Origin of the sequence: Pseudorhodoplanes sp., from assembly GCF_035565855.1 — a bacterium.
Classification (GTDB): domain Bacteria; phylum Pseudomonadota; class Alphaproteobacteria; order Rhizobiales; family Xanthobacteraceae; genus Pseudorhodoplanes.
Genome location: NZ_DATMRX010000231.1, coordinates 1 through 11957 on the forward strand (window position 1 = coordinate 1; position 11957 = coordinate 11957).

General features: G+C 63.7%; 11 protein-coding genes. 7 read left to right on the top strand and 4 right to left on the bottom strand.

The annotated features are described in order from the left end of the window. Positions 1 to 54 precede the first annotated feature (54 nt). Positions 55 to 846, bottom strand: a complete 792-nt coding sequence (locus VN004_RS12905; RefSeq protein ID WP_325610601.1) for an enoyl-CoA hydratase-related protein — start codon at positions 844 to 846, stop codon at positions 55 to 57. Positions 847 to 946: 100 nt separating this feature from the next. After that, complete coding sequence (locus VN004_RS12910; protein WP_325610602.1) at positions 947 to 2320, bottom strand: MmgE/PrpD family protein; 1374 nt, start codon at positions 2318 to 2320, stop codon at positions 947 to 949. A 99-nt stretch (positions 2321 to 2419) separates the two neighbouring features. On the opposite strand from VN004_RS12910, the gene VN004_RS12915 reads away from it, so the two are divergent. Together VN004_RS12915 and VN004_RS12920 are read left to right on the top strand one after the other, a co-directional pair. Further along, positions 2420 to 3235, top strand: coding sequence for an IclR family transcriptional regulator (locus VN004_RS12915; RefSeq protein ID WP_325610603.1), 816 nt, complete (start codon positions 2420 to 2422; stop codon positions 3233 to 3235). Positions 3236 to 3276: 41 nt separating this feature from the next. Next, on the top strand, positions 3277 to 4602 hold the full coding sequence (locus VN004_RS12920; RefSeq protein WP_325610604.1) for a TAXI family TRAP transporter solute-binding subunit: 1326 nt from the start codon (positions 3277 to 3279) through the stop codon (positions 4600 to 4602). 7 nt (positions 4603 to 4609) lie between these two features. On the opposite strand, the gene VN004_RS12925 is transcribed toward VN004_RS12920, so the two are convergent. Next, positions 4610 to 5542, bottom strand: a complete 933-nt coding sequence (locus tag VN004_RS12925; RefSeq protein ID WP_325610605.1) for a hydroxymethylglutaryl-CoA lyase — start codon at positions 5540 to 5542, stop codon at positions 4610 to 4612. Beyond that, positions 5539 to 6990 (bottom strand): NADH:flavin oxidoreductase, encoded by a 1452-nt coding sequence (locus VN004_RS12930; RefSeq protein ID WP_325610606.1) that lies wholly within the window; start codon positions 6988 to 6990, stop codon positions 5539 to 5541. The genes VN004_RS12925 and VN004_RS12930 overlap by 4 nt, the downstream gene beginning before the upstream one ends. A 137-nt stretch (positions 6991 to 7127) precedes the next feature. On the opposite strand from VN004_RS12930, the gene VN004_RS12935 reads away from it, so the two are divergent. From VN004_RS12935 to VN004_RS12955, 5 genes are all read left to right on the top strand, one after another. Then, the gene (locus VN004_RS12935) at positions 7128 to 8744 is read left to right on the top strand and encodes an AMP-binding protein (protein ID WP_325610608.1); all 1617 of its coding nucleotides are present in this window, start codon (positions 7128 to 7130) and stop codon (positions 8742 to 8744) included. A gap of 253 nt (positions 8745 to 8997) precedes the next feature. Continuing rightward, the gene (locus VN004_RS12940; protein WP_325610610.1) at positions 8998 to 9822 is read left to right on the top strand and encodes an ABC transporter permease; all 825 of its coding nucleotides are present in this window, start codon (positions 8998 to 9000) and stop codon (positions 9820 to 9822) included. Then, positions 9819 to 10610 (top strand): ABC transporter permease, encoded by a 792-nt coding sequence (locus tag VN004_RS12945; protein WP_325610612.1) that lies wholly within the window; start codon positions 9819 to 9821, stop codon positions 10608 to 10610. Before VN004_RS12940 ends, VN004_RS12945 begins: the two co-directional genes overlap by 4 nt. A gap of 48 nt (positions 10611 to 10658) precedes the next feature. Beyond that, the gene (locus VN004_RS12950) at positions 10659 to 11414 is read left to right on the top strand and encodes an ABC transporter ATP-binding protein (RefSeq protein WP_325610614.1); all 756 of its coding nucleotides are present in this window, start codon (positions 10659 to 10661) and stop codon (positions 11412 to 11414) included. A 43-nt stretch (positions 11415 to 11457) separates the two neighbouring features. Beyond that, a partial coding sequence (locus tag VN004_RS12955; RefSeq protein ID WP_325610616.1) for an ABC transporter substrate-binding protein occupies positions 11458 to 11957 on the top strand: 500 nt, incomplete at its 3' end.

Here is an 11957-nt window from a genome sequence, read left to right on the forward strand (position 1 = left end):
GTAGTGCCGGAGCTTGCCGGTTCAACCGCAGCGTTGACCGGCAAACACCTGAAATCAACGGCCCTGAAAGCGCGGCTTGCGCTTCTCGTTGAAGGCGCGCACGCCTTCGTGGCGGTCTTCGGTCGAGATCATGCGCTCGTAGCACTGGATTTCGAAGGCGAGACCCGATGGCAGATCCATGTTCATCGAGGCGTTTACGGCCTTCTTGATCTGGCGCACCGAAATCGGGGCATTGTCGCAGATGGTTTTGGCGACGCTCATCACCCTGGGCATCAGGTCCGCGGCATCGCAAACCTCGTTCACCATGCCCCAGTCGTAAGCCTGCTCGGCAGTGAAAGGCAGGCCGCTCATGATGATTTCCTTGGCGCGGCGCACGCCGACCGCGCGCGGCAGATTCTGCGTGGAACCCGCACCGGGCATGATGCCGCGCGTCACCTCCGGCAAGGCGAAGCGCGCATGACGTGCCGCATAGATGAAGTCGCAGCACAAGGCGAGTTCGCAGCCGCCGCCGAATGCGACGCCGTTGACCGCGGCAATCACCGGAACCGAGCAATTGATGACCGAATAGGCGGCCTCCTCGATGATGGCATGTTGCGCGCGCCATTGTTCGTCGGTCATGCCCTGGCGTTCCTTCAGGTCGCCGCCGGCGCTGAAGGCTTTCTCGCCGGTGCCCGTGAGGATCACGCAGCGCACGTCGCCTGGATAGAAGGCGAGCTTGCCGAACACCTTGTAAAGATCTTCCGAGGTCGCGGTGTTGAGCGCGTTATGCACTTCGGGACGGTTGAAGCGCACCACCATCAGACCCGGCTCGGGCCGCTCCACCACCATATGCTTGAGACCGTCCATCACCGATGTCCCTGTTTCTGACGCCGGTGTCCTTGCACGGCCTACGCCCGGAGGCGTAGCCGCAAGGACACGCGCGTTCCTGTTTGAACGTTCTGGTCTGCTAGGCCGCGCTCGCCGCGCGCTTTGCAGGCGGGAAGATGCCGAACCCGTCGACAGACCCCATCCGGTCGAGGTCCTGGACCGCATCGAACAACGCACGCGCGCCACGCTCGCCCAGCGTCGGCTTCACGCAGTCTTCGAATTTCATCCACATCGCCTCGGTCTCGACGCCGCGCTGGAAATGCCCGCGCGGCCGCTTCACCGCTTCGGTCGTCAGCTTGCCGCCGTCCCGCAAATGCAGCGTCACCCGGTCGAAGGGCGAATGCGCCGGTTCGTGGTCGTCGCGTTCCTTGGTGGTGACGACGCGCACCTTGCCGATCAGGTCCTGGACATCCGGCCGGTTGACGAAGGAATCGGTCAGTTCGGCATTGCCGCAAGCGCCCGCAACGATCGCCGCGGCCATTGCGAATTCACCGGAAATCTTCGCATCGAGCCCATTGGTCGGACGGTGCACGCGCAGGATGTCGGCCTGGGTCTCGCCGATTTCGAGATCGATCGCCTCGACATTTTCGGCCTTGACCGGATTGGCCTTGCGCAGATCGATCACCGCATCGATGGCGCGATGGACCGCATAACAGACCGGATAAAGCTTGATGTTGATGCCGGCACGCAGGATGCCCCAGTCCTTGCCGAAATTGGCGGGCGAGGTGGTGTCGACCTCACCCTTCGGCGAAACTGCGCGGAGGAATCCGAGATCGTCTTCGATGGCCGTGTCGGTGGAGGTCAGGCCCGCTTCGGCAAGGCGCGCCGCGAGAAGGCCGGACTGCGCCGCGCGGCCGACCTGATAGGGCTTCGTCATCGAACCGAAATTGCCGACGATACCGCCCGCAAGCGAGGCTGCGACACCGAGCGTGCGCGTCGCCATCGCCGCATCATGCCCGCGAAGCGAGGAGACGGCGGCCGCCGCCGCAATCGTGCCGAGCATCGCGGTCGGATGCCATCCCTTGCGATGCAGCTGGTCGCGGTCGCGCCGCGTCATCTCGGCCCAGATTTCGTAACCCGCGACATAAGCCGTGATCATCTTCCGGCCATCGGCGCCGATCTCGGCGGCCTCCGACAGGATGGTCGGCACAAGGATTGCGCTCGGATGGCCGGCGAGGCCGGTATCGTCATAGTCGATCGCATGCGCCGCGATCCCGTAGATCAGCGCGCGTTCCGGGGCGGGCGCCTGCAGGGCGGAGATCGGGGTGTTCGCGCCGTCGTGGACGATGCCGAGCCCGCGCGCCGCGGTCCGCGTCACCGGTTCATTCCAGCCGGTGACCATGCAGGCGGTGCAATCGGTGAATCCGAGCTTCACCGTTTTCACGGCGTCAGCCGGCAGCATGTCGTAGCGCAGACCGGCGACAAAGCGCCCCATATCGACCGTCAGTCCCATACCCGCACCCTCTCACACATTGCCGGCCGGGCGTAGGAAACCTCGTTTGTCATGTCAACGTCGGGTTTGATATAGAAAACGCCGGTCAAGGAGTGTCACGTGCCAGCTAGCGGGTCAGGTCGCGGGTCAGCATCAAGAGAAGACATCGATCCGCGCTATATCGTGCCCGGCCTCTCGCGCGGGCTCGCGCTGCTGCAACTCTTTCCGCGCAGCAAGCCGGCAAAGACGCTTGCCGAACTTGCGGCGGGCCTCGGTCTGACGCGCTCGGCGACGTATCGACTGGTCTATACGCTCGAGGCGGACGGCTTCATCGCGCGCGACGCCGAGACACGGCGCTATCGCCTGACTTCGAAGACGCTCGATCTCGGCTTCGAATATCTTCATGCGCAGCCCATGACCGAGATCGCGCAGCCGTTCCTGCGCGTGCTCAGCGACCGGACCAATGCCGCGGCGCATGTGGCGATTCTGGACGGCTGGCATGCGGTCTATCTTGCGCGCGCGCTGCCCAATGCGGGGCTCGTCAGCAATCTGCAACTCGGTGCGCGTCTTCCCGCGCATACGACGTCAAGCGGCCGCGTCATGCTCGCGCACCAGGACGACGAGCGGCTGCGCGTCCTTTACGACCGGCTGCGAAAGGAGCTGCGGGGGGCTCATGCCGTGCCGTCTGCCCAGGACTTCCAGGGTCAGATCGCGGCGGATCGAAAGCGCGGCTATGTCTTCCACCACTCGACCGTCGATCCGGGACTGGTCAGCCTTGCCTTCCCGATCCGCGACCATGATTCCCGGGTGATTGCCGCCGTTACGGTGATCGTGCCGGAGAAGCTTTCGGAGGCGATCGGCGGCGAGCGGGCGCTGCGGCCCATGGTTTATGAAACCGCCGACGCAATCTCCCGAAAGATCGGCTACCGCGGTTGATCAAATTGAAACCCATCGGGCGTATCCGATGCGGGTCTCAAATGATAGACTTCAGACAGCATATCGGTCAGGCCATGCACTTGAAGCGCTGGACGAGAATTGCGCTGGTCGTCGGCCTCGTGGCCCTGGCGGCAGGTGTCGGCTTTTATGCGTATCGCTACACCATGCGTCCGGTGACGCTGACCGTGGCGGCAGGCTCGCTCGACGGCGAAGGCTCGCGATTGGTGAGCGCGCTCGCCGCGAAGCTCGGATCGACGAGCAATTCCCGCATCCGGCTGAAGGTGATCGACACCGGCACGCCGCTCGGCGCGGCCGAGGCTTTCGCGAAAGGCCAGGCGGACCTTGCCATCGTGCGGGGAGACGCAACCGATCTCGTCGGAGCGCGCACCATCGTCGTGATCACCCATGGGGTGTTGATGATGATTGCGCTGCCGGGCCAGACCATCGACAGCCTCGACGGCCTCAAGGGAAAGACGGTCGGCGTGGTCGGCGGCGAGGTGAACCGGCGGCTCGCGTCGGTGCTGGACAGCGAATACGATCTGACGCGCGCCAAGGTGAAGTTCGTCGATCTGAGGCTCGATGAACTTCCTGCCGCCGTTCAGGGCAAGAAGGTCCAGGCGCTGCTTCTGGTGACGCCGATTTCCGGACGCTATCTCACGATGCTCCGCAATCTGTTTCCGCGTGACGCCAAGAGAAGCCCGACGCTCCTGCCGATCGAGTCCGCCGGCGCGATCGCGGCGGCCATCGGCGCGTATGAAAGCTTCGACATCCCGAAGGGTACGATCCGGGGATCGCCCGCGATCCCGGACGACGACCTGACCACGCTGCGCGTGCCGGTTTATCTGATCGCGCGGGATAAGCTCGACACCGATACCGCGACGCTGCTGACGCAAACCATCATGGAAACCCGCAGCAACATGCTGGGCGAACACCCGATCCTTGCGCAGATCAGCGCGCCCTCGACCGAAAAGGATGCGCCGATCCGCATTCATCCGGGCGCGGAGGCGTATTTCAGCGGCGATGTGAAAACGATCTTCGACAAATACGGCGATCAGTTCTTCTATGCCTCCATGCTGCTTGGAATGCTGAGCTCGCTCGCGGCTGCGTTCTGGAAATTCATGATGCCCGAACCTGAAGGCGGGAGCCCTCCGCCGGAGCGCCTGCATCAGATCACGAGACGCATTCGTGACGCGGCGAGCACAGCGGAACTCGACCAGATCGAGGATGAGATCGATGAAATTCTCGGCGCCGAATTGTCCCGGGGCAAGCGGGACACCATCGACGCCGGAGCCCTGCAGGTCGCGCTCAGCCGGCTGGAATATCTGATCGGTCAGCGGCGCCGTATGCTGGAAGCAAACCCGTCCTGAACCGCGGTCAATCCACCTTCACGCGCTCTGCATCCATCGCGTGGAGTTCGGATGCCTTGCCGGATTTCATGACCATGCCGGGAAGCGGACGGTTCAGCGCGTCCTGCGCCATGCGCGCGACATCGATCAGGGCGTCGAGGTCGATGCCGGTTTCGATGCCCATCTCGTGCGCCATATGCACGAAGTCCTCGGTGCAGATATTGCCGACCGCGCGCGGTGCGAAAGGACAGCCGCCCAGTCCGCCGATGGAGCCCTCGAAATGCCGGATCCCGCAATCGAGGCCGGCGAGGGCATTGGCGATGCCGATGCCGCGGGTGTTGTGCAGGTGCAGTCCGAGCACGGCTTCGGGAAATGCTTTCTGCAGGTCTTCGACGGTGCGCCGGATGCGCTCCGGATTGGCGACGCCGGTGGTGTCGGCGAGATAGATGATCGGTGCGTCATGGCCGAGCAATTGCGCGACCATCCGGTGCATGCGCTCGCGCGACACCGGCCCTTCATAGGGACACCCGAACGCAGTGGCGATCGCGCCGACCAGACGGCCGCTCGTTCCTTTCGCGACCGCTGCGATCTCGTCGATCGCGGTCATGCCCTGTTCGGTGGTCATCCGGACATTCAGGCGATTGAAGCTGTCGCTGACCGCGACGCCGACCTTGAGATCGTCGATACCGACCTTGATCGCACGTTCGGCACCGCGCGCATTTGGAATGAAGGCGCCATAGCGTATGCCCGGCACGCGGGTGATGCCGGTTGAGACGGCTTCGGCGTCGGCGAGTTGCGGGATCACTTTCGGATGCACGAAGCCGGTGATCTCGATCTTCTTCAGCCCGGTCTTCGACAACGCATCGATCAGCGCGATCTTTGTTTCCGTCGGAACGAAACTGCGCTCGATCTGCAGACCATCGCGCATACCGACTTCGCTGATCTCGATCGACCGGCTCATTGCGGCGGTGCCCATTCAGGTGCGGTGAGGCGGCGCTTGCCGTCCGGCGTCTTGCGCACGCCGGGATCGCTCAGGCTCTCCTTGTCCCAGAGCTGGCAGGTGACAACCTTATGTTTCTGGTCGAGGCCTTCGCAATAATTGGTGAATTCGCAGGTCCGGACCTGATCGCCCAATCCGAGCCTGACCTTCAGGAACCAGTCCGGATCGGCCAGCGACTGGCGCGCCGATCCGACGATATCGCAGACGCCGTCGGCCAGCATCTGCTCGGCAAATTCGAAATTGTGCACCCCGCCGGTGCACACGACCGGCGTTGCCAGCCCCTCGGCGTGCACCGCCTTGCGGATCGCTGTGGTCGCGGCGACATTGCGGCCGAACGGGCCTTTCTCGTCGGAGATGTATTGCGGCATGCATTCATAGCCGCTCGGTCCGGTATAGGGATAGGCCGCTCCGCCGACGCCCGGCTGCTTGGCATCGTCGAATTTTCCGCCGCGCGATGTTGAGATGAAATCCATCCCGGCCTTTGCGAATTGCACGCCGAAAAACACCGCGTCATCCGCGTCACTGCCGCCGTCGATGCATTCATCGGCGAGGAAACGGCAGCCGACCGCAAAGTCCGGCCGCGTGCGTGAACGCACCTTCGCGTACACCTCGAGCGGCAGACGAACCCGATTGTCCAGCGATCCGCCATAACCGTCATCGCGGGTATTCTTGCGGGAGAGGAAGGAGGCCATCGTATAGGCGTGCGCGTAATGCAGTTCGACGCCGTCGAAACCGGCATCCTGCGCGCGCGCCGCGGCGCTTGCGAACAGGTCAGGCAGCACGTTCGGCAAATCGCGGATATGCGGCAGCTCGGTGTCCGTCACTCGCTCGCGATAGCCGAATTCGAGAGACTCAAGCTCTCGTTCGTTCAGGATTTTCACAAGCTCATCACGCCGCATGCCGGCCAAGGCGGCACGGATTTCGGAATCGCCCAGGCCCGGCAGCGCCGCGCGATGCGCATCGGTGATCGACAGAAAACGCTCGAAATACTTTTTCGCATCGGGACGGCGCCGGATCGCGAGAAAGTCGATCAGCTGAATCAGAAGCCGCGTTCGGCCGTCGCTTGCCTCGCGAACCGCTTCGACCAGTCGCTTGAGCCCCGGCACGAAGCGGTCGTCACCGATCCGCAGCAGCGGCCCGCTCGGGACGTCGCGGATACCGGTGGCTTCGACCACGATCGCGCCGGGCTGGCCCTTCGCAAAGCGCGCGTACCATTCGACCACTGCGTCCGTGACAAAGCCATCATCGGTCGCGCGCCAGGGCACCATCGCGGGCACCCAGGTTCGCTGCTCGAGCGTCACCGGCCCCATCGCGATCGGCGAAAACAGCCGCGAGCCTTCGGCCTCCGCGCGGCTCGGAACGTGGCCACGCTTCGGCTCGAACTGGATGCGCTGCGGGGGACGCCACATGACTGCTATTTCGCTCGCATATTTGAATTATATTCGGATGGATGTATGCGTCTGGCGGAGGCCCGTCAATCGGACGGGTCCGGCCTCATTCCCGTCACCTGTCCCGCTCAGAAAATCTCACCATTCCGCAAGCTCTTATGCTCGATCCCAGCGTCTTTTCCGACCCTTTCGCGCGTGACCATCTGCCGCCTCAGGAACTCTGGCCGGAATTTGAAGGCCTTGATGTGCTCGGTTATTCGAAGCGCTTCAATGCGGCGGTGGAGCTGATCGACCGGCAGGTCGAGGCCGGACTGGGATCCCGGATCGCCATTCGCACGCCGGCCGCGACGTGGACTTATGACGAGCTTCTCGACAAGGCGAACCGCATCGCGGCGGTGCTGCGCGAGGATCTCGGCCTGGTGCCTGGCAATCGTGTGCTTCTGCGGTCCGCGAATAACGCGATGAAGGCTGCTGCCTGGCTCGGCGTGCTCAAGGCCGGTGGCATCGCCGTTGCGACCATGCCGCTCCTGCGGGCGCAGGAATTGTCCTACATGCTGGGCAAGGCGAAGGTGCAGTTTGCCTTGTGCGATGCCCGGCTTGCGGATGAATTGAACAAGGCGGCGACGCCCGCGCTCAAGACCGTTTATTTTCATACGGACGCCGCAGACGGTCTCGAAGCCCGCATGATGCGCAAGACCGGCGCGTTCGAGAACGTGATCCCGTCGCATGACGACGTGTCGCTGATCGCCTTCACGTCGGGCACGACCGGCCTGTCCAAGGGCACGGTGCATTTCCACCGCGACGTGCTTGCGATTGCCGATTGCTTGCCGCGGCATATTCTGAAGCCGACGCAGGAGGATGTGTTTCTCGGCTCGGCACCGTTCGCCTTCACCTTCGGGCTTGGCGCGATGCTGGTGTTTCCGCTGCGCTTCGGCGGTTCGGCGGTCATGCTGGAGCAGCCGACGCCGGATGCAATGCTCACGGCGATCGAGCGCGAGCGCGTGACGCGGCTGTTCACGGTGCCGACGCTGTATCGCGCCATGACGCCGCTCGCCGCAGGCTACGATATCTCGTCGCTGCGCAGTTGCATCTCATCAGGCGAACACATGCCGCTTGCGGTGTTCGAAGGCTGGCACCGCGCGACCGGCGTGCGGCTGATGAATTCGATCGGCTCGACCGAGATGCTGCACGGCTTCATCATCAATCAGGATACGCAGCGCATTCCCGGAGCTGTCGGCAAGCCGGCACCGGGCTATCGGGCGATGGTCGTCGATGATGACATGAAGCCCGTGCCGGCGGGGCAGGTCGGTCGCCTGGCAGTCCGCGGGCCGACGGGATGCCGCTACCTCGACGATGTCGAGCGCCAGCAGAAATATGTTCAGGGCGGCTGGAATCTGACGGGCGATGCGTTCGAGGCCGATGATGACGGCAATTTCTGGTATCATTCCCGCACCGACGACATGATCGTCAGCGCGGGCTACAATATCTCGGGCGCGGAAGTGGAAGGCGTCCTGCTGCAACACGCGGCCGTCGCCGAATGCGCAGTCGTGGGCCTGCCGCACGAAGAGCGCGGCCAGATCGTTGCCGCCTATGTCGTGCTCCGTGACGGCGCGGCGGACGCCGACGCGATGAAGCGCGAATTGCAGGATCTCGTAAAATCCAGGATCGCGCCGTACAAATATCCGCGCGCGATCGAATTCGTGGCGGCGCTCCCAAAGACCATTACCGGAAAAATTCAACGCAGCGCCTTGCGCGACGGCTTGCGCTCCGAGTGACGCGGAACGGTTGTCCTCACCCCGCGTCTTTTCTCCTCGCGAAAACGAGGTGAGGGCAGCGTGGAACCCGTGCTCAATGCGCGGGCATGCGCCAACGAAATCGCATCGATCGTGCGATGCGGCGTGAAAATTCGACGCAGGCCAATATGACGGTTGTCCGGGGCCGCGAGAGTGAATTATCCTCTCCGCGTTCGGCGCACCCATAACACGTTCCAATAAGCGCCGGGCAGGGCTGGAAAACGTCCGGATCGCCATGACCGATGCCGTGCAGGCAGCGTCCGCGAGTCCCGCCGCGCCTGCCGCCCCCGGCGGACAGGCCCTGCGGATCATTGCCCGTAATGGATTTCCCTTTCTCGTCGTCGGCATCATCTGGGAGATCGTGGCGCGCAGCGGCATGTTTCCGCGCAAGCTGTTCCCGCCACTCGAGGATATTGCGTCGGCGTTCTGGCGGCTGACCGTCTCCGGCATCCTGCCGCATCACGCACTCGAAACGCTTCTGCGGCTGATCGCAGGATTTGCGCTCGCGGCCGCGGTCGGTGTCCTGATCGGCATCGCCATGGGCCGATCGAGGCGCACGGAAGACTACACGCTGCCGATCGTTGCGATGCTCGCGCCGATTCCCGGCATTGCCTATGCGCCGCTGTTTCTCCTGTGGTTTGGGCTCGGCAACCTGCCGGCGATCCTGCTGGTCGCCTTCGTGTCGACCTTCCCGATCATCTTCAACACCTGGACCGGGGTGAAGGCGGTCAAGGAAATCTGGCTGCGTTCGGCGCAGGCCATGGGCGCGACCGACCACAAGGTGTTCCGCCACGTCATTCTGCCCGGCGCGCTGCCCTATATCCTCACGGGCCTCCGGCTTGGCCTCGCGCAGGCCTGGCGGGTGCTGGTGGGGGTCGAGATGCTCGCCGCGGTGTCGTGGGGGCTTGGCTGGCTGATCTTCGGTGCGCGTGAATTCCTCAACACCGATGTGATGCTGGCGGGCGTCGCCGTCATCGGTCTCATCGGGCTCACGCTGGAAAAGCTCGTGTTCCAGAAGCTCGAAGACTACACGCTGGTACGCTGGGGCATGATGCGATGACGTTGACCGCGGAACGGCTCCGGACCTGGCGGCGCGCCGCGACCTCGATTGTCGGACTATTGATCTTCTACGAACTCGTTGCGCGCAGCGGCTATTTCCCCGCTGTCCTTTTGCCGCCGCTCGGCAAGGTGGCCCTGACGCTGTGGACCACGGTGACAGACGGCACCATGCTTCATCATGCAGCGGCGACGCTCTATCGCGTGCTGGCGGGCATGACGCTTGCCGTCATCGTTGCCGTGCCGCTTGGCGTTCTGATGGCGCGCTACAAGTCCGTCGAGAATTTCTGTCTGCCGCTTGCCAGCGCGCTGATGCCGATCCCCTCGCTCGCCTGGGTTCCCGTGTTCATCCTGTGGTTCGGGCTCGGCAACACGGTTGCGATCCTGATCGTGTTCTATGCCGCAACCTTTCCGATCCTTCTGAACACATGGTCGGGCGTGCGTGCGGTCAATCCGCTCTGGTTGCGCGCCGCGGGGGCGATGGGGGCGAATGGGCAGTCGCTGTTCTGGAAGGTGATGATCCCGGCGGCGTCGCCCTTCATCATCACCGGCATTCGCCAGGCCTTCCTGCGCGCCTGGATCGCCGTGATCGGCGCCGAATTTCTCGCCGCGTCGGACTGGGGCCTCGGCTGGGTGATTTTCGACGCCAAGGAATTCCTCAACGCCGACCTGATGCTGGCCTCGCTCGCGGTGATCGGGGTGATCGGTTTCCTGTTCGAACGGTTGTTCTTCGGCTCGATCGAGAAGGCAACCGTGATGCGCTGGGGGATGGTGCGCGCGGCAAAGTCATAGAAGTCACGACAGACACGGGGCGCTTGAGCGAAGGGTGCGGATACCGGAATGCCAGAAATCGAAATTCGTGATGTCTGCCTGAACTACGACACCCCGTCCGGTCGCGTCGCCGGCGTACAGGATGTGAGCCTCGACATCGAGCGCTCCGAATTCCTTTGCCTCGTCGGCCCGAGCGGCTGTGGCAAGTCGACGCTTCTGAACATCATCGCCGGCTTTCTGCCGCCGAGCGGAGGGGAGATCAGAATCGGCGGCAAGAAGGTCGACGGCCACGGCATGGACCGCGGCGTCGTGTTCCAGGACTTCGCCCAGCTGTTCCCGTGGCGGACCGCGCTCGGCAATGTCGCATTCGGCCTCGAAATGAAAGGCGTGCCGAAGGAGGAACGTGAGGCGATCGCGCTCGAGCAATTGCGGCTGGTCAAGCTGGAAAAGTTCGTCCGGTCCTATCCCCACCACCTGTCGGGCGGCATGCAGCAGCGGGTCGCGATCGCGCGTGCGCTTGCCTACAATCCGGCGGTGCTCCTGATGGACGAACCGTTCGCGGCGCTCGATGCGCTGACGCGCGACGACATGCAGCGCCTGCTGGCCGATGTCTGGCGCGAAACCCGCAAGACCGTGATCTACGTAACCCACAACGTCTCCGAGGCGGTCTATCTCGCCGACCGCGTGATCGTGATGACGCCGCATCCCGGTAAGGTGAAATCGCAGGTGCAGATCGACCTGCCGCGGCCGCGCGATCCGCTGAGCGTGGAATTTCTCGACTACCAGAAGAAACTGCTCATTGAACTCGGGCAGATGCAAAACTGAACAGAAGACCGGTTTCGGCCGGCGCAACGGGAGGACCAAGGCCATGACGACGCGCAAGGATGGACTGACCCGCCGGCACTATCTCGCGGCAACCGGTGCGGTTCTTGCAACCGGACTCGGTGGAATGCGATGGGCGCAGGCCCAGACGGCGATAGTCCGGCAGGGCTATCAGACCAACATGTGGGGCATGCCGACCTATTATCTCCTGCGGTCCGGGCTTCTGGAAAAACGCGGGCTCAAGGCCGAGGAATTCGCGGTGCCGTCAGGCAATCTGACCATGCAGCAGATGGTGGCCCGCCAGGTCGACCTCGGCACTTATGCGGGGCCGTCGCTGATCCTCGGGCACGACAAGGGCGGCATGGCCGGCATCGCCGTCGTCGAATATGTCGGACGCACCTGCGCGCTCGTCGTGCGCAAGGATCTCAATGTGACCAAGGTCGAACAGCTCAAGGGGATGAAGATCGCCAACCAGGTCGGCTCGTCGGTCGGCAACATCTTCGTGGACCAGGTGCTGAAGGGCGCCGGCATCAACAAGGGCGACTT

Bases quoted from the DNA above. Each gene is read 5' to 3' on its own strand.
- VN004_RS12935 (WP_325610608.1), top strand. From the start codon at position 7,128: ATGCTCGATCCCAGCGTCTTTTCCGACCCTTTCGCGCGTGACCATCTG.
- VN004_RS12925 (WP_325610605.1), bottom strand. From the start codon at position 5,542: ATGAGCCGGTCGATCGAGATCAGCGAAGTCGGTATGCGCGATGGTCTG.
- VN004_RS12950 (WP_325610614.1), top strand. From the start codon at position 10,659: ATGCCAGAAATCGAAATTCGTGATGTCTGCCTGAACTACGACACCCCG.
- VN004_RS12930 (WP_325610606.1), bottom strand. From the start codon at position 6,990: ATGTGGCGTCCCCCGCAGCGCATCCAGTTCGAGCCGAAGCGTGGCCAC.
- VN004_RS12945 (WP_325610612.1), top strand. From the start codon at position 9,819: ATGACGTTGACCGCGGAACGGCTCCGGACCTGGCGGCGCGCCGCGACC.
- VN004_RS12905 (WP_325610601.1), bottom strand. From the start codon at position 846: ATGGACGGTCTCAAGCATATGGTGGTGGAGCGGCCCGAGCCGGGTCTG.
- VN004_RS12920 (WP_325610604.1), top strand. From the start codon at position 3,277: ATGATAGACTTCAGACAGCATATCGGTCAGGCCATGCACTTGAAGCGC.
- VN004_RS12940 (WP_325610610.1), top strand. From the start codon at position 8,998: ATGACCGATGCCGTGCAGGCAGCGTCCGCGAGTCCCGCCGCGCCTGCC.
- VN004_RS12910 (WP_325610602.1), bottom strand. From the start codon at position 2,320: ATGGGACTGACGGTCGATATGGGGCGCTTTGTCGCCGGTCTGCGCTAC.